The sequence below is a fragment of the Nocardioides sp. 1609 genome (genome assembly GCF_004522105.1).
Classification (GTDB): Bacteria; Actinomycetota; Actinomycetes; order Propionibacteriales; family Nocardioidaceae; genus Nocardioides.
Map to the genome: position 1 here is coordinate 213,170 of NZ_SPUJ01000001.1, position 21,665 is coordinate 234,834.

Annotated in this window: 19 protein-coding genes; 10 read left to right on the forward strand and 9 right to left on the reverse strand. The window is 73.0% G+C overall.

Annotated elements, in window-relative coordinates; translation table 11 throughout:
- Positions 1-12: 12 nt before the first annotated feature.
- On the reverse strand, positions 13-615 hold the full coding sequence (locus E4623_RS00960; RefSeq protein ID WP_134764654.1) for a hypothetical protein: 603 nt from the start codon (positions 613-615) through the stop codon (positions 13-15).
- A gap of 23 nt (positions 616-638) precedes the next feature.
- Here E4623_RS00960 and deoC point away from each other — a divergent pair, with 23 nt between their 5' ends.
- The 5 genes from deoC (at position 639) to E4623_RS00985 (ending at position 5,216) form a co-directional block, all read left to right on the forward strand.
- Positions 639-1,601, forward strand: a complete 963-nt coding sequence (deoC, locus tag E4623_RS00965; RefSeq protein WP_134764655.1) for a deoxyribose-phosphate aldolase — start codon at positions 639-641, stop codon at positions 1,599-1,601.
- Between the two features lie 8 nt (positions 1,602-1,609).
- The gene (locus tag E4623_RS00970) at positions 1,610-3,094 is read left to right on the forward strand and encodes an aldehyde dehydrogenase family protein (RefSeq protein ID WP_209020434.1); all 1,485 of its coding nucleotides are present in this window, start codon (positions 1,610-1,612) and stop codon (positions 3,092-3,094) included.
- 67 nt (positions 3,095-3,161) lie between these two features.
- Positions 3,162-4,031 (forward strand): aldehyde dehydrogenase family protein, encoded by an 870-nt coding sequence (locus tag E4623_RS00975; protein WP_134764656.1) that lies wholly within the window; start codon positions 3,162-3,164, stop codon positions 4,029-4,031.
- A gap of 47 nt (positions 4,032-4,078) precedes the next feature.
- Positions 4,079-4,696: an ATP-binding protein gene (locus tag E4623_RS00980; protein ID WP_134764657.1), complete on the forward strand. Its 618-nt coding sequence runs from the start codon at positions 4,079-4,081 to the stop codon at positions 4,694-4,696.
- Between the two features lie 16 nt (positions 4,697-4,712).
- The gene (locus E4623_RS00985) at positions 4,713-5,216 is read left to right on the forward strand and encodes a hypothetical protein (RefSeq protein ID WP_134764658.1); all 504 of its coding nucleotides are present in this window, start codon (positions 4,713-4,715) and stop codon (positions 5,214-5,216) included.
- On the opposite strand, the gene E4623_RS00990 is transcribed toward E4623_RS00985, so the two are convergent.
- A complete protein-coding gene (locus tag E4623_RS00990; RefSeq protein ID WP_134764659.1) occupies positions 5,185-6,258 on the reverse strand; it encodes an adenosine deaminase in 1,074 nt (357 codons plus the stop codon). The genes E4623_RS00985 and E4623_RS00990 overlap by 32 nt on opposite strands.
- Before the next feature lie 56 nt (positions 6,259-6,314).
- Here E4623_RS00990 and E4623_RS00995 point away from each other — a divergent pair, with 56 nt between their 5' ends.
- Positions 6,315-6,767, forward strand: coding sequence for a MaoC family dehydratase (locus E4623_RS00995; RefSeq protein ID WP_134764660.1), 453 nt, complete (start codon positions 6,315-6,317; stop codon positions 6,765-6,767).
- 6 nt (positions 6,768-6,773) lie between these two features.
- Here the strand turns inward: E4623_RS00995 and E4623_RS01000 are convergent, their stop codons facing one another.
- Together E4623_RS01000 and E4623_RS01005 are read right to left on the reverse strand one after the other, a co-directional pair.
- A complete protein-coding gene (locus tag E4623_RS01000) occupies positions 6,774-8,057 on the reverse strand; it encodes a thymidine phosphorylase (RefSeq protein WP_134764661.1) in 1,284 nt (427 codons plus the stop codon).
- A gap of 10 nt (positions 8,058-8,067) precedes the next feature.
- Positions 8,068-8,475 (reverse strand): cytidine deaminase, encoded by a 408-nt coding sequence (locus E4623_RS01005; RefSeq protein ID WP_245154768.1) that lies wholly within the window; start codon positions 8,473-8,475, stop codon positions 8,068-8,070.
- A 261-nt stretch (positions 8,476-8,736) separates the two neighbouring features.
- Here E4623_RS01005 and E4623_RS01010 point away from each other — a divergent pair, with 261 nt between their 5' ends.
- From E4623_RS01010 to E4623_RS01025, 4 genes are all read left to right on the forward strand, one after another.
- On the forward strand, positions 8,737-9,822 hold the full coding sequence (locus E4623_RS01010) for a BMP family ABC transporter substrate-binding protein (RefSeq protein ID WP_134764663.1): 1,086 nt from the start codon (positions 8,737-8,739) through the stop codon (positions 9,820-9,822).
- A gap of 163 nt (positions 9,823-9,985) precedes the next feature.
- A complete protein-coding gene (locus tag E4623_RS01015; RefSeq protein WP_134764664.1) occupies positions 9,986-11,500 on the forward strand; it encodes an ABC transporter ATP-binding protein in 1,515 nt (504 codons plus the stop codon).
- Positions 11,497-12,777, forward strand: a complete 1,281-nt coding sequence (locus tag E4623_RS01020) for an ABC transporter permease (RefSeq protein ID WP_209020435.1) — start codon at positions 11,497-11,499, stop codon at positions 12,775-12,777. Before E4623_RS01015 ends, E4623_RS01020 begins: the two co-directional genes overlap by 4 nt.
- The gene (locus tag E4623_RS01025; RefSeq protein ID WP_245154769.1) at positions 12,774-14,075 is read left to right on the forward strand and encodes an ABC transporter permease; all 1,302 of its coding nucleotides are present in this window, start codon (positions 12,774-12,776) and stop codon (positions 14,073-14,075) included. Before E4623_RS01020 ends, E4623_RS01025 begins: the two co-directional genes overlap by 4 nt.
- 68 nt (positions 14,076-14,143) lie before the next feature.
- On the opposite strand, the gene E4623_RS01030 is transcribed toward E4623_RS01025, so the two are convergent.
- The 5 genes from E4623_RS01030 to E4623_RS01050 form a co-directional block, all read right to left on the reverse strand.
- Positions 14,144-15,355: an amidohydrolase gene (locus tag E4623_RS01030; RefSeq protein ID WP_134764665.1), complete on the reverse strand. Its 1,212-nt coding sequence runs from the start codon at positions 15,353-15,355 to the stop codon at positions 14,144-14,146.
- Positions 15,356-15,444: 89 nt separating this feature from the next.
- Positions 15,445-16,536 carry a ScyD/ScyE family protein gene (locus E4623_RS01035; RefSeq protein ID WP_134764666.1) on the reverse strand — a complete coding sequence of 364 codons (1,092 nt, stop codon included), beginning with the start codon at positions 16,534-16,536 and terminating at the stop codon, positions 15,445-15,447.
- A 104-nt stretch (positions 16,537-16,640) separates the two neighbouring features.
- Positions 16,641-17,624, reverse strand: coding sequence for a methylmalonyl Co-A mutase-associated GTPase MeaB (gene meaB / locus E4623_RS01040; protein ID WP_134764667.1), 984 nt, complete (start codon positions 17,622-17,624; stop codon positions 16,641-16,643).
- 132 nt (positions 17,625-17,756) lie between these two features.
- A complete protein-coding gene (gene scpA, locus E4623_RS01045) occupies positions 17,757-19,922 on the reverse strand; it encodes a methylmalonyl-CoA mutase (protein ID WP_134764668.1) in 2,166 nt (721 codons plus the stop codon).
- The gene (locus E4623_RS01050) at positions 19,919-21,646 is read right to left on the reverse strand and encodes a methylmalonyl-CoA mutase family protein (protein WP_167736416.1); all 1,728 of its coding nucleotides are present in this window, start codon (positions 21,644-21,646) and stop codon (positions 19,919-19,921) included. Before E4623_RS01050 ends, scpA begins: the two co-directional genes overlap by 4 nt.
- Positions 21,647-21,665: the final 19 nt, after the last annotated feature.

Consider the following 21,665-nt stretch of genomic DNA (forward strand, 5'->3'; position numbering starts at 1 on the left):
GGGCACGACCGGTCAGACGACGACGGCGAGGACGAGCGCGAGCGCGGAGCCGGCGAGGAGGACGATTTCGGGAACGGCCGGCTCGCGGCGGACGCCGGCGGCGAGGGCGGCCTGCTCGGGTCCGTAGAGCTTGATGCCCTGCGTCGTGCGGGCCTCCTCGGCGAGCTGGCGGATCCGCTCCTCGACGAAGAGCCCGTAGGACTCCTCCGCCATCCGGCCGACGTCGGCCGAACCGCCCCGGGGGACCCGGTCGTCGCGCCGCAGCTGGCGACGCTTGCGGCCGATCGCCGCCGAGGTGTAGCGCTTCTCCCCCGCCCGGACCGCGAGGACCTGGCGGACGGCGACCTCCTCGACCGCCGCGAGCGGGATCCGCACGGTGTCGACGATGTTGCGCAGCACCAGCGTCTCGTCCCGGACCGCCACCCCGGGGCGCAGCATGGCCGCCCAGCCCAGCGCAGCGAAGTTCACGCCGAGCGCGACCACCCACCAGGTCACCGGGCCCTCGCCGGCGAGGCCGAGGACGGCACCGGTGAGCCCGAGCAGCACGGCCGCGACCCCGTAGACCCGCCCGCTGGTCGGCACGAAGGTCTCGCCTCGCGGTTTGTCGCCGGTCACGCCCGGAACTCTATGCTCACCCCATGCCCACCCTCACCACGGAGTTCGCCGACGTGACCGGGTCCGAGGCCTCGATGCGTCGTTTCCTGCACGGGCTCCCCGGGGTCGACCAGGTCGGTGCCGAGGCGCGCGCCGCCTCGCTCGGCACCCGGTCGATCAAGACCACGGCCAAGGCCCACGCCATCGACCTCGCGATCTCGATGGTCGACCTGACGACGCTCGAGGGGCAGGACACGCCGGGCAAGGTCCGCGCCCTGGCGTCCAAGGCGGTGCACCCCGACCCGGCCGACCCGACCTGCCCGCAGGTCGCCGCCGTGTGCGTCTACCCCGACATGGTCGCGATCGCGAAGGAGACCCTCGGGTCCTCCGGCATCAACGTCGCCGCCGTGGCCACCGCCTTCCCCAGCGGTCGCGCCGCGCTCGACATCAAGCTCGCCGACACCCGTGACGCCGTCGAGGCCGGGGCCGACGAGATCGACATGGTCATCGACCGCGGGGCGTTCCTGTCCGGGCGGTACCTGCAGGTCTTCGAGGAGATCGTCGCGGTCCGCGAGGCGTGCACGCGTGAGGACGGCACCGCCGCCCACCTCAAGGTCATCTTCGAGACCGGCGAGCTGCAGACCCTCGACAACGTGCGCCGCGTGAGCTGGCTGGCGATGCTGGCCGGTGCGCACTTCATCAAGACCTCCACCGGCAAGGTGCAGCCGGCCGCGACCCTGCCGGTCACGCTGGTGATGCTGCAGGCCGTGCGCGACTTCCGCGACAGCACCGCCCAGATGGTCGGCGTGAAGCCGGCCGGCGGCATCCGCACCTCGAAGGACGCCATCAAGTACCTCGTGATGGTCAACGAGGTCGCCGGACCCGACTGGCTCGACCCCGACTGGTTCCGCTTCGGCGCCTCCACGCTGCTCAACGAGCTGCTCATGCAGCGCACCAAGCTGACCACCGGCCGCTACTCCGGCCCCGACTACTTCACGCTGGACTGAGGACGACGATGACGACCGACCCGACCGGCACCGCCCCCACCGGCACCGCCCCGACCAGCACCGTGTTCGAGTACGCCCCCGCCCCCGAGTCGCGCAGCATCCTCGACCTCAAGGCGTCCTACGGACTCTTCGTCGACGGCGAGTTCGTCGACGGCCACGGATCGTCGTTCAAGACGATCAACCCCGCCACCGAGGAGGTCCTCGCCGAGGTCGCCGAGGCCGACGACGCCGACGTCGACGCCGCGGTCAGGGCCGCCCGCCGCGCCCACACCCGCGTGTGGTCGCGGATGTCGGGCAGCGAGCGCGCCAAGTACCTCTACCGGATCGCCCGGATCATCCAGGAGCGCGGCCGCGAGCTCGCCGTGCTGGAGTCGCTCGACAACGGCAAGCCGATCAAGGAGTCGCGCGACGTCGACGTCCCCATCGTCGCCGCCCACTTCTTCTACTACGCCGGCTGGGCCGACAAGCTCGAGCACTCGGGCTACGGCACCACCCCGCTCGGCGTCGCCGGCCAGATCATCCCGTGGAACTTCCCGCTGATGATGCTGGCCTGGAAGATCGCCCCGGCGCTGGCGTGCGGCAACACCGTCGTCCTCAAGCCGGCCGAGACGACGCCGCTGACCGCGCTGCTGTTCGCGGAGATCTGCCAGCAGGCCGACCTGCCGCCCGGCGTGGTCAACATCGTCACCGGCGCCGGCGGCACCGGCCAGGCGCTCGTCTCGCACCCGGACGTCGACAAGGTCGCCTTCACCGGCTCCACCGACGTCGGCAAGGCGATCGCCCGTGCGGTGGCCGGCTCGACCAAGAGGGTCACCCTCGAGCTCGGCGGCAAGGCCGCCAACATCGTCTTCGACGACGCCCCGCTCGACCAGGCCGTCGAGGGCATCGTCGACGGGATCTTCTTCAACCAGGGTCACGTCTGCTGCGCGGGCTCCCGGCTGCTGGTGCAGGAGTCGATCGCCGAGGAGCTGCTCGCCAAGCTGAAGACCCGGATGGGCACCCTGCGCGTCGGTGACCCGCTCGACAAGAACACCGACGTCGGCGCGATCAACTCCGCCGAGCAGCTGCAGCGGATCCGCGAGCTGTCGCAGGTCGGCGAGGACGAGGGCGCCGGGCGCTGGTCACCGCCGTGCGACCTGCCCGAGCGCGGGTTCTGGTTCCCGCCGACGCTGTTCACCGGCGTCACCCAGGCCCACCGGATCGCCCGGGAGGAGATCTTCGGCCCGGTGCTGTCGGTGCTGACGTTCCGCACGCCGTCCGAGGCGGTCGAGAAGGCCAACAACACGCCGTACGGCCTGTCCGCCGGCGTGTGGACCGAGAAGGGCTCGCTCATCCTCCACATGGCCGGCGCGCTCAGGGCCGGCGTGGTGTGGGCCAACACGTTCAACAAGTTCGACCCCACCAGCCCGTTCGGCGGCTACAAGGAGTCCGGCCAGGGCCGCGAGGGCGGCCGGCACGGGCTCGCCGCCTACCTCAAGGGTGGCGACCTGTGACCACTGCACGATGCTCTTCGCCTCCCCCGCTCCGCTCCTCCGTCGCACACCACCGCAGGGACCCCGCATGAGTCGAGTCGACGTCCGCAAGACCTACAAGCTCTTCATCGGCGGCGCCTTCCCGCGCTCCGAGTCCGGCTACTCGTACGCCGTCAACGACGCGAAGGGGAAGTTCGTGGCCAACGCCGCCCTCGCCTCCCGCAAGGACGCCCGCGACGCCGTCGTCGCGGCCCGCAAGGCCGCCGGCGGCTGGGCGGCACGCACCGCCTACAACCGGGCGCAGATCCTCTACCGCGTCGCCGAGCTGGTGGAGGACCGCCGCCCGCAGTTCGTCGCCGCCGTCCAGCAGTCGGAGGGACTCAGCGCCGCGAGGGCGAACGCCGCCGTCGACGCCTCCGTCGACCGGCTCGTCTGGTACGCCGGGTGGGCCGACAAGCTGACCCAGGTGGTCGGCAACGCCAACCCGGTCGCCGGACCGTTCTTCAACCTCACCACGCCCGAGCCCACCGGTGTCGTCGCCGTCCTCGGGCCCCAGCAGTCCTCGCTGCTCGGCCTGGTCAGCGTGATCGCCCCGGTCCTCACCACCGGCAACGTCGTCGTCCTGGTCTCCTCCCACGACCGTCCGCTGCCGGCCGTGACGTTCGCGGAGGTCCTGGCCACCTCCGACGTCCCGGCCGGCGTCGTCAACGTCCTCACCGGCTCCGCGGCCACCCTCGGCCCGTGGCTGGCCTCGCACATGGACGTCAACGCCATCGACCTGGTCGGCGTGGCGGGCGACCCCGCGCTCGCCACCGACCTCGAGGTCGCCGCGGCCGACAACCTCAAGCGGGTCCGGCGCGCCCCGGCGGCCGAGCCCGACTGGACCCTCACCCCGCGCCTCGACACGATGACCGACTTCCTCGAGCTGAAGACGGTCTGGCACCCGATGGGCGTCTGACACCGACCAGGTGCCGGGGGCGTGCCCGCGTGCGGCATGATCTGCGGGTGCCCCGGACGACCGCCCGCGTGATCGTGCTCGCCGGACCCTCCGGGTCGGGCAAGTCCCGGCTCGCCGGCCGGCTCGGGCTGCCGATCCTGCGGCTCGACGACTTCTACAAGTCCGGCGACGACCCGACGCTCCCCCGCGTCACCGAGGGCGCGAACGCCGGCATCGTCGACTGGGACCACCCCGACTCGTGGCTGCCCGACGACGCGATGGCCGCCCTGCGCACGCTGTGCGCCACCGGTGTCGCCGACGTGCCGGTCTACGAGATCTCCCAGAACGGCCGGTGCGGCTGGCAGACCCTCGACCTCGCCGGCGCCGACCTCGTCGTCGCGGAGGGCATCTTCGCCCCCGACGTCGTCGCGGCCTGCCGCGACGAGGGGCTGCTGGCCGCGGCCTACTGCATCCGCCGCTCGGCCGCCGTGACGTTCTGGTTGCGACTGACCCGCGACCTCAAGGAGCGCCGCAAGCCGCCGCTCGTGCTGCTGCGCCGCGGCCTCGCGCTGGCCCGCGCCCAGCGCGGCGTGGTCGAGGACGCCGTGCGCAAGGGCTGCACGCCGATGACCCCCGACGAGGCGGTCGCCGACGTCGAGCGGATCCGGTCCACCCCGGTCCGATGAGTCGCGCCGGACGACGATGAACCCCGCCGGCCTGCGCCAGCCCGACCAGCGCTCCTGCGGCGCCACGGCCGCGGTGGTGGCCCGGATGCTCGCCGACCCCTCGTACGCCGAGGGGGTGCGGCCGCGGTTCGCCGCCGAGGTGCTGGCCACCCACCGGCGGCTCACCCGGGCGCGGCTGCACGGTCGGCTCCAGCTCCCCTGGCCGCGGGCGGTCGGTACCCCGCCGTGGGCGGTGGCCCGGGAGCTGACGGCCCTCACCGGCGTCCGGCACCGCACGCGGCTGGTGCGGTGGCGGCGTCCGCCCCGCTGGGAGGACGTCGCCGCCCTCTACGTCGGCGACCGCTGGCTCCCCCGGCACGTGGTGCTCGTGGTCGGCCACGACCCGCTGCGCTGCTACGACCCCGCCCGGGGCAGGGTCGTCGAGGTCGACGCCGCGGCGCTCGCGCGGGCGCGGCCGCTCGGGCGCTGGACGACCGTCTGGTTCGCCGTCAGCCGAGCAGGTCGGCGTACCCGGGCTTGATGACGTCGTCGATGATCGCGAGCCGCTCGTCGAAGGGCAGGAACGCCGACTTCATCGCGTTGATCGTGAACCAGCGCAGGTCCGAGAACCCGTAGCCGAACGCCTCCACGAGCGCGAGCATCTCGTCGGTCATCGAGGTGCCGCTCATCAACCGGTTGTCGGTGTTGACGGTGACGCGGAAGCGCAGCTCGGTGAGGAGCCCGATGGGGTGCTCGGCGATGCTGGCGGCCGCACCGGTCTGCACGTTCGACGCCGGGGCCATCTCGAGCGGGATCCGCTGGTCGCGCACGTACGACGCCAGCCGACCCAGCTCGACGGAGCCGTCGTCGTGCACGGTGATGTCGTCGATGATCCGCACGCCGTGGCCGAGCCGGTCGGCCCCGCACCACTGGATCGCCTGCCAGATCGACGGCAGCCCGAAGGCCTCGCCCGCGTGGATCGTGAAGTGGGAGTTCTCGCGCTGGAGGTACTCGAAGGCGTCCAGGTGACGGGTGGGCGGGTAGCCGGCCTCGGCCCCGGCGATGTCGAAGCCGGCGACACCCCGGTCCCGCCAGGCGACGGCCAGCTCGGCGATCTCCATGGACCGCGCCTGGTGCCGCATCGCGGTGAGGAGCTGGCGCACGACGATCCGGCCGCCGGCGGCGGCGACGCCCTGCTCGAAGCCCTCCTGGACGGCGGCGACGACCTCGTCGAGGGTCAGCCCCTGCTCGACGTGCTGCTCGGGGGCGTAGCGGACCTCGGCGTAGACGACGCCGTCGGCGGCGAGGTCCTCGACGCACTCGCGCGCGACCCGCGTGATCGCGGGGCCGTTCTGCATCACCGCGACCGTGTGGTCGAAGGTCTCGAGGTAGCGCACCAGCGAGCCGGAGTCGGCCGCGTCGGCGAACCAGGCGCCCAGCGCCTCGGCACTCTCGTGGGTGGGCAGCCGGTGGCCGATCTCGTTGGCGAGCTCGAGGATCGTCGAGGGCCGCAGCCCCCCGTCGAGGTGGTCGTGCAGCAAGACCTTGGGAGCCGAGCGGACCTGCTCGCGTGTAGGTTCCATGGCGATCATCCAACCACCCCGTCTGCCCGCCGCCCCCGCGGCACGGAGGCCCCGCCATGCGCACCTTCACCACTCTCGAGGAGCTCGACGCCGCCGTCGGCGAGGAGCTCGGAACCGGCGACTGGCTGGAGATCGAGCAGGACCGGGTCGGGTTGTTCGCCGACGCCACCGGCGACCACCAGTGGATCCACGTCGACGTGGAGCGGGCGAACGCCGGCCCGTTCGGCGGACCGATCGCGCACGGCTACCTCACGCTCTCGCTGATCCCCTACCTCGGCACCAGCGTCTTCTCGCTGGAGACCCCCGGCGCCAAGCTGAACTACGGCCTGAACAAGGTCCGCTTCCCGCACCCGGTCAAGGTCGGCCAGCGGCTGCGCGACCACGTCACGCTGCTCGCCGTCGACGACCTGCCCGTCGGCAAGCAGCTCACCATGAAGCACGTCCTAGAGATCGACGGCGTCGACAAGCCGGCCTGCGTCGCCGAGATGGTCGTCGTCCTGCTGCCCTGACGCGGCTCAGGCGATCCGGTCGATCAGCAGGTCCTGCTTGACGACGTCGGCCGCGTCGCCGACGTCCCAGCCGCCCTCGAGGGAGGCCAGGGCCCGCTCGAAGCGGGCCGGCTCGTCGGTGAGCAGGGTGAACAGCGGCTCCCCCGCGGTGACCTCGTCGCCGGGTCGGGCGTGCCAGACGACGCCGGCGCCGGCCTGCACCGGGTCCTCCTTGCGCGCGCGCCCGGCGCCGAGGCGCCAGGCGGCCATGCCGACGGCCATCGCGTCGAGCCGGGTCAGGACGCCCGAGGACGGCGCCGTGACGACGTGCGACTCGCGGGCGGTGGGGAGCGCGGCGTCCGGGTCGCCGTCCTGGGCGCGGATCATCGCCTTCCAGGCATCCATCGCCGAGCCGTCGGCGAGCCGGTCGGCGGGGTCGACGTCGTCGCGGCCGGCCGCGGCGAGCATCTCGCGGGCCAGCGCCACGGTGAGCTCGACGACGTCGGCGGGTCCGCCGCCGGCGAGCACCTCCACCGACTCGGCGACCTCGAGGGCGTTGCCGGCGGTGAGGCCGAGCGGGGTGCCCATGTCGGTGAGCAGCGCGACGGTCGTGACGCCGGCGTCCTTGCCGAGCGCCACCATCACCTCGGCGAGCTCGCGGGCGCGGGCGACGTCCTTCATGAACGCGCCGCTGCCGACCTTGACGTCGAGCACGAGTGCCCCGGTGCCCTCGGCGATCTTCTTGCTCATGATCGAGGAGGCGATCAGCGGGATCGCCTCGACCGTGCCGGTCACGTCGCGCAGCGCGTAGAGCTTCTTGTCGGCCGGCGCCAGCCCGTCACCGGCGGCGCAGATCACGGCGCCGACCGAATCGAGCTGCGCCATCATCTCGTCGTTCGACAGCGCGGCGCGCCAGCCCGGGATCGACTCGAGCTTGTCGAGCGTGCCGCCGGTGTGGCCCAGACCCCGCCCCGAGAGCTGCGGGACGGCGACGCCGCACGCCGCCACCAGGGGCGCGAGCGGGAGGGTGATCTTGTCGCCGACGCCACCGGTCGAGTGCTTGTCGGCCGTCGGGCGGGAGAGCGCGGAGAAGTCCATCCGCTCGCCCGACGCGATCATCGCGGCGGTCCACCGGGCGATCTCGCGCCGCTCCATGCCGTTGAGCAGGATCGCCATGGCCAGGGCCGACATCTGCTCGTCGGCGACGTCACCGCGGGTGTAGGCGTCGACCACCCAGTCGATCTGGCTGTCGCTCAGCTCCCCGCGGTCGCGCTTGGCGGTGATGATCTCGACGGCGTCGTGGGCACTCATGGGCGCGACCCTACTGGCCGAGGTCCTCGGCTCCGAAGGCCTGCGGCAGGACGTCGGCCATCGTCAGCACCCCGCGCGGCGTCTCGACCAGCAGCTCGGCGCCGCCGTGCTCCCACAGCAGCTGGCGGCACCGGCCGCACGGCATGATCACGTCGTCGTCGCCGTTGACGCAGACGAAGTGGGTCAGCCGCCCGCCGCCGCCGGCGTGCAGCGACGACACCAGTCCGCACTCGGCGCACAGGGTCACGCCGTACGCGGCGTTCTCGACGTTGCAGCCCACGACCACCCGACCGTCGTCGACCAGGGCGGCCGCGCCGACCCGGAACCGGCTGTAGGGCGCATAGGCGTGGCGGGCGATCTCGACGGCGGCGGCGCGCAGGGCGCTCCAGTCGACGGACGCTCCGGGCTCGACACTCACAGCAGGCTCCTCGGGGGGCGGGGCGCGGTTCACGCCGGGCGACACACCCTGACGCACGACGGCGGCCGGCACAAGCCGTACGCGGGGCCACCCGGCACCGGTCCCGGGCCGCCCCAGCACCCCGCGGGAGGGCCCGAACATCCCAGTACGGTAAACGTTTCGATACATCGCGACTTCGGAAGACTTTCGGCCGCCGGATCGCGTAGCGTGACCGACCGCGCTGCACCCACTCCGGGGGCAGGAGATCTGGAGGCACCACGTATGAAGATCAGGAAGTCCGTCCTCGGCGGAATCTCGGCGCTCACCCTGGCCAGCGCGCTCGTCGCGTGCGGCGATGCCCCCGACGACTCGGCCGGCGACGACGAGGCGAAGACCGACTTCCTCCCGTGCATCGTCTCCGACGCCGGAGGCTTCGACGACAAGTCCTTCAACCAGCTCGGCTTCGAGGGCCTGGTCAAGGCGGCTGACGAGCTCGGCGCGGAGTACAAGGACGTGGAGTCCAACAGCGAGAACGACTACGCCCCCAACCTCACCAACCTCGTCGACCAGGGCTGCGACGCCATCGTCACGGTCGGCTTCGCCCTCTCGGCGGCCACCGTCGAGTCGGCCAAGGCCAACCCCGACATCGAGTACATCCTCATCGACGACGCGGCCGACAACGACTTCGACGGCACCAAGGACGCGGACAACATCAAGCCGCTCCTCTACGACACCGCCCAGGCCGCGTTCCTGGCCGGCTACGCCGCCGCCGACTACTCCAAGACCGGCACCGTCGGCACCTACGGCGGCCAGCCGTTCCCGACCGTGACGATCTTCATGGACGGCTACCGCCAGGGCGTGGAGTACTACAACGAGCAGAAGGGCACCGACGTCAAGGTCGCCGGCTGGGACGGCGAGAACGGCTCGTTCACCGGTGGCTTCGAGGCCAACGAGAAGGCCACCAACACGGCCACGCAGATCCTCGGCCAGGACGTCGACGTCATCCTGCCCGTCGGCGGCCCGATCTACGAGGGCGCGCTCACCGCGATCGCCGACTCGGGCTCCGACGCCGTCATGATCGGCACCGACGCCGACGTCTTCGAGAGCGACCCGAAGACGCAGGAGGTCATCCTGACCTCGATCATGAAGAACATGGACGTCTCGACCTACGACGCCATCATGGCCGCCGGCAACGACGAGTTCGACCCCGAGGCCTACGTCGGCACCCTCGAGAACGACGGCGTCGCGATCGCCCCGTTCCACAACTTCGAGACCGAGGTCAACGAGTCGCTGCAGGGCGAGCTCGACACGATCAAGGAGGGCATCATCGACGGCTCCATCCCGGTGACGTCGTACCTGACCCCCTGATCCACCGCTGACGAGAAGGAGGGAGGTCCGGCCCCGGCCGGCCTCCCTCCTGGCTTTCCCGGAGAGGTCGCCCACCGCGCCGGTGGGCCCCCAGGCGTCCGGGCTCCGCGAGCCCCGCCGGACGACCCACGACCCACGCACGCACACCACTAGGATGCGCCCCATGCAGCTCGCCCTGCGCGACATCACCAAACGCTTCGGCACCCTCGTCGCCAACGACCGGATCTCCCTGACCGTCGAGCCGGGCGAGGTCCACTGCCTGCTCGGGGAGAACGGCGCCGGCAAGTCGACCCTCATGAACGTCCTCTACGGCCTCTACCAGGCCGACGAGGGCGAGATCGTCCTCGACGGCACCGTGCAGCACTTCTCGGGTCCGGGCGACGCGATCGCCGCCGGTATCGGCATGGTCCACCAGCACTTCATGCTGGTCCCCGTCTTCACCGTGGCCGAGAACGTGATGCTCGGCGACGAGTCGACCGGCTTCGCCGGCTCGCTCGACCGGGACGCCGCCAGCCGCCGGGTCCGCGAGATCTCCGACCGCTTCGGGTTCCACGTCTCCCCCGACGCCGTCGTCGAGGACCTCCCCGTCGGCGTCCAGCAGCGGGTCGAGATCATCAAGGCGCTCTCCCGCGACGCCCGCGTCCTCGTCTTCGACGAGCCGACCGCGGTGCTGACGCCGCAGGAGACCGACGAGCTGATGCTGATCATGCGCCAGCTCAAGGAGTCGGGCGTCGCGATCGTCTTCATCACCCACAAGCTGCGCGAGGTGCGCGCGGTGGCCGACCGGATCACCGTCATCCGGCGCGGGAAGGTGGTCGGCGAGGCCGACCCCGCCGCCACCAACGCCGAGCTCGCCGCCCTCATGGTGGGCCGCCCGGTGGAGCTGACGGTGCACAAGGAGGAGCCCGAGCTCGGCAAGGAGGCCCTGGTCGTCGAGCACCTCACGGTGACCGACGTCCACGGGCTCGTGCACGTCGACGACGTCAGCTTCACCGTGCGTGCCGGCGAGGTGCTCGCCGTCGCCGGCGTCCAGGGCAACGGGCAGACCGAGCTGACCGAGGCCCTGCTCGGCCTCCAAGCCCACGTCCGCGGCTCCGTCACCCTCGACGGCAAGCGCCTGCACGGACGCTCCGTGCGCCAGATCCTGGACGCCGGCGTCGGGTTCATCCCCGAGGACCGGCAGGTCGACGGTCTGGTCGGCACGTTCTCCGTCGCCGAGAACCTCATGCTCGACCGGAGCTTCGGGGCACCGTTCGTCAAGCTGGGCTCGGTCCAGCGCGGCAGGCTCGCGACGTTCGCGCGCGAGAAGTTCGCCGAGTACGACGTCCGCGCCCCCGGGATCACCGCGAAGGCCGGCAACCTCTCCGGCGGCAACCAGCAGAAGGTCGTGGTGGCCCGCGAGCTCTCGCGCGACCTGCGCCTCCTCGTCGCCGCCCAGCCGACCCGCGGTGTCGACGTCGGCTCCATCGAGTTCATCCACAAGCAGATCGTGGCGACGCGCGACTCCGGGATCCCGGTCGTCGTGGTCTCCACCGAGCTCGACGAGGTCGTCGCGCTGGCAGACAGGATCATGGTGTTGTACCGAGGACAGATCGTCGGGATCGTGCCGGCGGACACCCCGCGCGACGTGCTGGGTCTGATGATGACCGGCGAGCGTCCCGCCGAGGTGGTCGCATGAGCGACGAGAGGCCCGACCTCGCCAAGGCCTCGACCGGGCCGGCCGACGACGACGGCTCGGCCGAGCCGCAGGCCACCCCGCCCGTCGACGTCGACGAGGTCCGACGGCCCGAGTCGCCGCCCTGGCACCTGGTGGTCCGCTCCATCACCTCCGGCAACGCCGTGGTGGCCGTGCTCTCGGTGGTCCTCGCCCTGATCGTCGGCTCGCTGATGATCATGTTCACCGACGAGAGCGTGCGCGACTCGGCGTCCTACATCACCGCTCGCCCGCAGGACTTCTTCAGCGCCTCGTGGGACGCGATCAGCGGCGCCTACACCGCGCTGTTCCGCGGCTCGATCTACAACAACCTCTCGCCGACGTCCGAGGGGCGGATCCGCCCGCTCACCGAGACCCTCAAGTTCTCCGGTCCCCTCATCATGGCCGGCCTCGGGGTCGGCCTGGCCTTCCGCGCCGGGCTGTTCAACATCGGTGGCCGCGGCCAGATGCTGCTCGGCGGCGCCGCCGCCGGCTGGGTGGCGCTGAACGTCGACGTCTCCGGACCGCTGCTGCTCGTGCTCTCCGTCCTCGCCGGCATGCTGGGCGCCGGCCTGTGGGCCGGCATCGCCGGTCTCCTCAAGGCCCGCACCGGGGCGCACGAGGTGATCGTGACGATCATGCTCAACTACGTCGGCTTCTACCTGGTCTTCTACGCCCTCTCCAAGCAGGGCATCCTCCAGCAGCCCGGCTCGGTGAACCCGAAGTCGCTGCCGATGCCCGAGGACGCCGTGCTGCCGCGCCTGCTCGGCGACCAGTTCAGCCTGCACCTCGGCTTCGTCCTGGCGCTGGTCGCCGTCGCCGTCGTCTGGTGGGTCCTGAACCGCTCCGCGCTCGGCTACCGGTTCCGCGCCGTCGGTGAGAACCCGCACGCCGCACGCACCGCCGGCATCGACGTCGGCCGGATGTACGTCGTGGTGATGCTGATGGCCGGCGGCCTCGTCGGGCTCGCCGCCTCCAACCAGGTGCTCGGCACCGTGCCCGACGGGGTGACCACCGGCCTGGACGCCGGGATCGGGTTCGACGCCATCACCGTGGCGCTGCTCGGTCGCTCCCACCCCCTCGGCATCCTCGGCGCCGGGCTGCTGTTCGGCGCCTTCAAGGCCGGCGGCTTCTCGATGCAGGCCGCCGAGGGGATCCCGGTCGACATCGTCCTGGTGATCCAGTCCCTCATCGTGCTCTTCATCGCCGCGCCGCCGCTGGTCCGGGCGCTGTTCCGTCTACCCGCCAAGGAGGCGATGTGAGCACGACCGACAACGGCCCCGCCGTCGAGATCCCCGACGAGCCGGTGACCGACGAGGCCCGGGTCGTCACCGTCGTCAGCCCCAAGGCCGCCATCGTCCTGGGCCTGCTGACCCTCGGCCTCGGCCTCGCGGTCCTCCTGGGCTCGCAGAGCGGTGACACCACCTACCGGCTCGCGTCCCGCGACGACCTGTTCGAGCTCCCCGAGGTCACGGTGCCCGTGACGGGCACCGCGATCGCCGCGCTGGTCGTGATGGCGCTGTGCACCGCGGAGGCGCTGCGCCGCTACCTCGGCCGGCTCCGGCTGCCGATGTGGCTGCCGATCGTCTTCGCCGTCGTCGCGATGACCGGGTTCCTCACCTGGGCCGCGGCCGGCGGCACCGTGCCGCTCGTCGGCCTGCTGAGCGGATCGGTGGCGCTCGCCGTCCCCCTCGTGTTCGGCGCCCTCGGCGGGGTGCTCGGCGAGCGGGCCGGCGTGGTGAACATCGCCATCGACGGCCAGCTGCTCGCCGGGGCCTTCGCCGCGGCGCTGACCGCCTCGATCGTGGGCTCCACCTGGGCCGGCATGCTGGGCGCGATGGTGGCCGGCGCCCTCGTCGCGGTGATCCTCGGGGTCTTCGCGATCAGCTACTACGTCGACCAGGTCATCGTCGGCGTCGTGCTGAACGTGCTCGTCATCGGCGTCACCAGCTTCATGTTCTCGCAGGTCCTCGCCCCCAACGCCGAGTCGCTCAACTCGCCGCCCCGCCTGAGCGCGATCACCATCCCGGTCCTCGGTGACATCCCGGTCGTGGGAGCCATCCTGTTCCGGCAGACGGTCATCGTCTACCTGCTCTACGTCGCGGTCGCGGTGGTGACCTGGGCGCTCTACAAGACGCGGTGGGGCCTGCGGGTCCGCGCCGTCGGCGAGCACCCGAAGGCCGCCGACACGGTCGGCATCAACGTGGTCGCGACCCGCTACAAGACGATCCTGCTGGCCGGCGCGATCGCCGGCCTCGGCGGCGCGTTCTACACCCTCGTCTCGGTGCAGGGCTTCAACCGGGAGATGACCGGGGGCGCCGGCTACATCGCGCTCGCCGCGGTGATCTTCGGCAAGTGGGACCCGATCCGGGCCACGCTGGCCGCCCTGCTGTTCGGCTTCGCCTCCAACCTGCAGGGCGTGCTGTCGGTGATCGGCTCACCGGTGCCGAGCCAGTTCATGCTGATGCTCCCCTACGTCGTCACGGTCTTCGCCGTCGCCGGGTTGGTGGGCCGCTCCCGGGGCCCGGCCGCGGTGGGACTGCCCTACCGCAAGTCCTAGCGCCCGCAGCACCGACCGCGACGCCCCGTCCCCCCGAGGACGGGGCGTCCGGCGTCCTGTGCCTGGTTCTAGGACGAGGAGGAGGCCGAGCCGGACGAGACGACCGAGCCGAGCGCCGTCCCGGCCAGCACCCGCGCGCCGATGCCGATCGCGCGCTCGTCGACCTGCAGGTTGCCCTGGTGGAGGTCGTACGTCGCCCCGCCGGGCGTGCGGGTGCCGAGGCGGAACATGGCGCCCGGGACGTGCTCGAGGTACCACCCGAAGTCCTCGCCGCCCAGGCTCTGCGGCACCGCGGTCTGGCCGGCCGTGCCGAGCGCGTCGCGGACGGCGGCGGCCAGGATCGCGTTGGAGCCGGCGTCGTTCACGACCGGCGGCACGCCCTGGAGGTAGTTGACGGTGGCGGTGACGCCGTAGGGGCGCACGATGTCGTGGATGGCCTCGCGGATGATCGCCTCGCAGCCGGCCCAGGCGACGGCGTCGAGGATCCGCACGGTGCCGGCGACCAGGCCGCGGTCGGGGATGACGTTGGGCGCGGAGCCGGCCCGGACGACGCCCCAGACCACGCTGACGCCGGCGCGCGGGTCCATCCGGCGGCTCAGGACGGCGGGCAGCTCGCTGGTCACCTTGGCCAGGGCGAAGGTGAGGTCGCCGGTGAGGTGGGGCCGGGACGTGTGCCCGCCGGTGCCCTCGAGGTGGACCTCGATCTTGTCGGCGGCGCTGGTCAGCGCCCCGGACCGCAGCCCGATCCGGCCGACGTCGACGTTGGGGTCGCAGTGCAGCGCGAAGATCCGGTCGATCCCGTCGAGGTGGCCGTCGGCGACGAGCTGGCGGGCGCCGCCCGGCATCACCTCCTCGGCCGGCTGGAACAGCAGCCGCACGCGGCCGGGCAGCTCGCCGCGCTCGTGGAGCTCCCCGAGGGCGAGCGCGGCACCGACGAGGCTGGTGGTGTGGACGTCGTGGCCGCAGGCGTGCGCGACACCCGGCACCGTGCTCTGCCACGGCACCCCGGAGACGTCCTGGACGGGCAGGGCGTCGATGTCGGCCCGGAGCGCGATGCCCGGCCCGCCCTCGGCGGGTCCGATCTCGGCGACCACCCCGGTCGGCGAGGGCAGCGTGACCCGCCAGCCGGCCGCCTCGACGCGCTGCGCCACCAGGTCGGTCGTCCGGGCCTCGGCCCACGACAGCTCGGGGTGGGCGTGCAGGTCTCGGCGCAGGTCGACGAGCTCGCCGGCGTACTTGGCGACGACGTCGGCGATGAGCGAGGACAGGTGATCGGGCATCCGGTCCAATCTAGCCCCCGGCGGCGAGGCCCGTCGGCCCGGATCGCGTCGAGGGACGTCGCCGCCGGCGACGGGCGCACCGCCCGGGCTCAGCGCCGGATCGCGACCAGCCGTCCCTCGCCCAGCACGTCGGCGGTCGCGAACAGGCGACCGCGGTGGAGCTCGACGTCGCCGGGCATCCCGATCGGCAGGAACGGCCGCGGTCGCCGGGCCCCGGGGGCGATCTTGGAGATCCTCGCGCCGAACAGCTCGGCGACGTACACGGCGCCCCGCGGGGTCACGGCCAGGCCGGTGGCGCTCACGAGGCCCTTCGCGACCAGGGTGACCTTCCCGGAGGACGGGTCGACCCGGAACACCCGGCCCTGGGCGCCGGTGCTGCCGTCCTCGGGACCGCCGGGCAGGGACGAGACGTAGAGCTGGCCCCGCGGTCCGACCTCGACGTCGGTGGGCACGCCCTCGAAGACGTAGACGTGGCCGGCGGTGCAGGCCGGCAGCCCGTTGGCCTCCGCGGCCCTGCGGGTGATCCTCACCGGCACGGGCGGCAGGACGGCGGTCGTGCTCACCCGGCCGCGCCGGTCGACCTCGAGGATCGCGTTCGCGGCGGCGTCGGCGACCCAGGTGCGGCCGCCGGCGGTGGTCGTGGCGTACGGGTGCGACTCCACGATGCCGCGGTAGCGGGCAGGGAACCGCTCGGGCAGCTGCGAGGCGCAGTCGGCCCCGAGCCGGCGGAACCCGTAGCGGACGTCGCCGTCGGGGTTCGTGCGGCGCTCGTGGGCGCCGAGGTCGGCGAGCTCGGTCGCCCCGCCGTCGCGCCCGAGCCGCAGCAGGTGGGTGTCACGGCGCAGGGTGGTGGCGAAGACGACGGAGCCGCGGTGGACCGAGACGGCGCCGACCTCGACGCCGCGCTCGGCCTGGTAGACCGGCCTGGCCGGTCGGTCGCCGCGCTGGCGCATCAGGGTGCCCGTGAAGTTCTGGCTGAACCACCGGGTCTGCTCGCCGCCGATCGCGACGCTGAGCGGGCTCACCAGCCCGGGGACGAGGGTGACGGCGCGGGGCGGGGCCGGAGCCTGCGCGGGGCTGTCGGCGGCGGACGACGCCGCCGGCGCCGAGGTCAGGAACGGGCCGGCCAGGACGACGGCCAGGCCGGCGACCGCAGCGCGGGTCGCGGTGGTGGTGCGCATGAGGAATGCCTCTCGTGGGGTCGGGCGGGACGCCCACCGATGTTGCTCCCCCGCCGTCCCGACGGGGCGGATCGGCGGGCCGTTACCCCGGCATTGGGGACGGCTCAGCCGTCGTAGGCCGCCAGCAGCCGGTCGGCGGCGACGGTGGCGGGCAGGTCGCCGCCCAGCACCGCGGCGCGGACGTCGTCGCGGATGGCCCGGACGCCGGGCGAGTGCCGCAACCGCTGGTCGAGCTCGTCGCGGACCAGCGCCCAGGTGAACTCGAGCTGCTGCTGGGCGCGCCTGGTCGCGAGGCCCTCGTCGCCGAGGTGGTCGCGGTGCGCGAGGACCCGCTGCCACAGGTCGTCGACGCCGACGTCGTGCAGGGCCGAGCAGGTGACCACCGGCGGCGCCCACTCCCCGTGCCCGCGCACCAGCCGCAGCGCCCCGGCCAGCTCGCGCGCGGCCACGCGCGCCTCCTGCTCGTGCTCGCCGTCGGCCTTGTTGACCGCGACGACGTCGACGATCTCGAGGATGCCCTTCTTGATGCCCTGCAGCTGGTCACCGGTGCGCGCCAGGGTGAGGAAGAGGAAGGTGTCGACCATCCCGGCGACGGTGACCTCGGACTGGCCGACGCCGACGGTCTCGACCAGCACCACGTCGTACGCCGCCGCCTCGAGCACCGTCATCGCCTGCACCGTCGCGCGCGCCACGCCCCCGAGCGTGCCCGCGCTGGGGCTCGGGCGGATGTAGGCCTGCGGGTCGGCGGAGAGCCGCGACATCCGGGTCTTGTCGCCGAGCACCGAACCACCGGTGCGCACGCTGCTCGGGTCGACGGCCAGGACGCCGACGCGGTGGCCCTCCGCGGTCAGCCGCGACCCGAGCGCCTCGATGAAGGTCGACTTGCCCACGCCCGGGACGCCGCTGATGCCGACCCGCACCGCGGGCGACCGGACGCCGGCGTCGGCGTCGGTGGTGAGCAGCGTGAGCAGCTCGCGCGCCGCCGTCCGCTTCGCGGGCAGGGCCGACTCGACGAGCGTGATCGCCTGCGCGACCGCCGCGCGCCGGCCCTCGCGGATGCCGGAGACCAGGGTGTCGACGTCAGGCATCGCCGGCCCGCTCGTCGACGGGGAGGGTCTCGACTCGGGCTCGCCGGCGCTCGCCCGGCTCGACCGACGGACGACTCCGGTGGTCGAGCCGCGGGGACGTAGTCACCGCGAGTCGAGACCTCGCGCCCACCATCAGTGCCCGAGCTGCTCGCGCAGCTTGGCGAGCAGGTCGAGCGCCGACTCGGCGATGACCGTGCCGGGCAGGAAGACCGCGGCGGCGCCCATCTCCCTCAGCGTCGGGACGTCGTCGGGCGGGATCACGCCGCCGATCACCGTCATGATGTCGGGCCGTCCCTGCTCGGCGAGCGCCTGCTTCAGCGCGGGCAGCAGCGCGAGGTGGCCCGCCGCCAGCGAGCTGACCCCGACGATGTGGACGTCGGCGTCCACCGCCTGCTGCGCGACCTCCTCCGGCGTGGAGAACAGCGGGCCGACGTCGACGTCGAAGCCCATGTCGGCGAAGGCCGACACGATGACCTTCTGGCCGCGGTCGTGGCCGTCCTGGCCCATCTTGGCGACCAGGATGCGCGGACGCCGTCCCTCGGCCTCGTCGAAGGCGGCCGTCGCGTCGAGCACCTGCTGGAGCAGGGTGCCGTCGCCCTCGCCGGCGGTGTCGCGGTACACGCCCGAGATCGTACGGATCACCGCCTGGTGCCGGCCGTAGACCTTCTCCAGCGCGTCGGAGATCTCCCCGACCGTGGCCTTGGCGCGCGCGGCGTCGACGGCCAGGGCGAGCAGGTTGCCGTCGAGGCTGCCCTTCGCGGCGCCGCGGTCGGCCGAGCTGGTGAGCGCCTCGAGGGCCGAGCGGACCGCGTCGTCGTCGCGCTCGGCGCGCAGCCGCTCCAGCTTCGCGAGCTGCTGGCGGTAGACGTCGTCGTTGTCGACCTTGAGGACGTCGAGCTTGTCCTCCGCGGCGAGCCGGAAGGTGTTGACGCCGATGACCTTCTGGGCGCCGGAGTCGATGCGCGCCTGGGTGCGGGCCGCGGCCTCCTCGATGCGCATCTTCGGGATGCCCTGCTCGATCGCCCGGGCCATCCCGCCGGCGCGCTCGGCCTCCTGGATGTGGCCCCAGGCGCGCTCGGCGAGGTCGTGGGTGAGCCGCTCGACGTAGTACGAGCCGGCCCACGGGTCGATCGTGCCGGTCGTGCCGCTCTCCTGCTGCAGCAGCAGCTGGGTGTTGCGGGCGATCCGGGCGCTGAAGTCGGTGGGCAGCGCGATGGCCTCGTCGAGGGCGTTCGTGTGCAGGCTCTGGGTGTGGCCCTGGGTGGAGGCCATCGCCTCGATGCAGGTGCGCTGGACGTTGTTGAAGACGTCCTGCGCGGTCAGGCTCCAGCCCGACGTCTGGCTGTGCGTGCGCAGCGACAGCGACTTCGGGTTCTGCGGCTCGAACTCCCGCACCAGCCGGCTCCACAGGGCGCGGGCCGCGCGCATCTTGGCGATCTCCATGAAGAAGTTCATCCCGGTCGCCCAGAAGAAGCTCAGCCGCGGGGCGAACTGGTCGATCGTCATCCCGGTCTCGAGGCCGGCGCGGATGTACTCGACGCCGTCGGCCAGGGTGTAGGCGAGCTCGAGGTCGTTGGTCGCCCCGGCCTCCTGGATGTGGTAGCCCGAGATCGAGATCGAGTTGAACCGCGGCATCCGCGCCGAGGTGTAGCTGAAGATGTCGGAGATGATCCGCATCGACGGCGCCGGCGGGTAGATGTAGGTGTTGCGGACCATGAACTCCTTGAGGATGTCGTTCTGGATCGTCCCCGCGAGCTGCTCCGGCTTCACCCCCTGCTCCTCGGCCGCGGCGATGTAGAGCGCGAGCACCGGCAGCACCGCGCCGTTCATCGTCATCGACACCGACATCTCGTCGAGCGGGATCCCGTCGAAGAGCGTGCGGGTGTCGTAGATCGAGTCGATCGCGACGCCGGCCATCCCGACGTCGCCGCGCACGCGCGGGTGGTCGGAGTCGTAGCCGCGGTGGGTCGCGAGGTCGAAGGCGACGCTCAGGCCCTTCTGGCCGGCGGCGAGGTTGCGCCGGTAGAAGGCGTTGGAGGCCTCGGCGGTCGAGAAGCCGGCGTACTGGCGCACGGTCCAGGGCTGGGTCGTGTACATCGTCGGGTAGGGACCGCGCAGGAACGGGCTCAGGCCCGGCCACGTGTCGAGGGCGTCGAGGCCGGCGAGGTGCTCGGGTCCGTAGACCGGCAGGACGTCGATGCCCTCGGGGCTGGCCCACGGCTCGCCACCGGACGTCGCGCCCGACGCGACGCCGCCCCCGTGGAGCGGCAGGCCGGCGAAGCTCTTCGGAACACTCATGACAGCGCCTCTCGCGTGCGGCTCAGGAAGTCGAGGGCGTCCACGCCCGTCGCGCAGGAGTCGTCGGCGTGGTCGACGGGCCTGCCCGCGACCACGACGCGGGTGGCGCCGGCCTCGCGGAGAGCGGCGGCTGCGGCCGCGCCCCACTCGGCGTAGGCGGCGTCGGTCCCGGCCAGGCAGACGACCGGCTGGCCGGCGTACGCCGCGAGGAGGGCCTCAACGCCGTCGGTCGCGCCGGCGGGGTCGGTGGCGACTCCCCCGGCCGCGAACAGGTTGGCCGCGAACGTGGCCCGCGCGGTGTGGGCAGAGACGGGTCCGAGGGTGGCGAGGAAGACGTGGGCCGCCGGCGGGTCGTCGCGCAGGGCCTCGAAGCTGGCGGCGTACGAGCGGACGCCGGCCGCCGCGAGCCCGGCACCGGACCGCTCGGGCAACGTCTCGGCGAGGTTCGGGAACTCGGTGACGCCGGTCAGCGGGCGCCGGCGGGTGGCGACCTGCTCCTCGCGCTCCCGGGCGACGGCCTCGATCTCGGCGGTGAGGTCGGCACCGTCGTCGAGGCGGCCGAGGATCTCCCACGCGGCGACCGCGAGGTCGTCGGTGAGCTTCTCGACGGCGTACGACCCGCCGGCGGGGTCGGCGACGCGGGCGACGTGCGCCTCGGAGATCAGCAGCGCGGAGGTGTTGCGCGCGTTGCGCCGGCCGAGGGCGTCGGGGCGACCGAGCGCGGAGTCGAACGGCAGGACGGTGACGGCGTCGGCGCCGCCGACGCCGGCGGCGAACGCGGCGACGGTGGTGCGGAGCATGTTCACCCAGGGGTCGTAGCGGGTCATCATCGGCCGGCTCGTGACGGCGTGCAGACGCATCGGGACGGGCTCGGCGTCGCAGTGCTCCTGGAGCCGCGCCCACAGACGACGTGCGGCCCGCAGCTTGGCGATGCTCGCGAACTGGTCGTCGGTGACGGCCAGGCGGAACTCGACCAGGGCGGCGGCCTCGGCGACGGCGGGGCCGGCGTCGGTGGCGGCGCGCAGGTAGCCCGCCGCGGCCGCCATCGCCGTGCCGACCTCCTGGGCGTCGGAGGCGCCGCGGTCGTGGACGGCGGTGGCGTCGAGGACGAAGCCCAGGACGCCGGCCGCGCGGGCGGCTGCCGCGACGTCGGCGTCGAAGGCGGGCACGCCGAGGTTGGTGCCGGGGTGCAGCTCGAGGTCGCCGGCCCAGGCCAGGAACGCGCGGGCGGTCGCCGCGGCGTCGTCCGGCGGGGGCTGCAGGACGACGGGGGCGAGGTCGAGGAGGACGCCCTCCAGCAGCGCCTCGAAGTCGGTGCCGGGACCGGCCTCGACCCAGGTCGAGGTCACCCCGCCCTCGAGGTCGCCGAGGATCTCCTCGTTGACCTCCTTCGCGGGCCCGGCCGCGACGTGTGCGCGGACGTCCCAGTCGCCGGCTCGGGTGGGTCGGCCCACGGTCTGCAGGTCCTCGAGCAGGTCGGGCGTGCCGAGCGGCGCGACCGGGATCCCGTCGAGCGTGGTGCGGGTCAGCTTGCTCCAGACCAGCGCGTCGTCGTCCTCGTCGGTCATCCGGCGCGCCTTGCGGAGCACCTTCGCGGTCTCGCGCTCCCAGTCGGCGCGGGTGTGCCGGTCCTCGGCCTGCGCCAGCTCGAGCGAGCCCTGCTCCGGCTCCAGCTCGGTCGGCTCGTCCAGGCCGCCCTCGACGGCGGTCCCCTCGATGCTCATGGTGGGCACCCTAGGCACC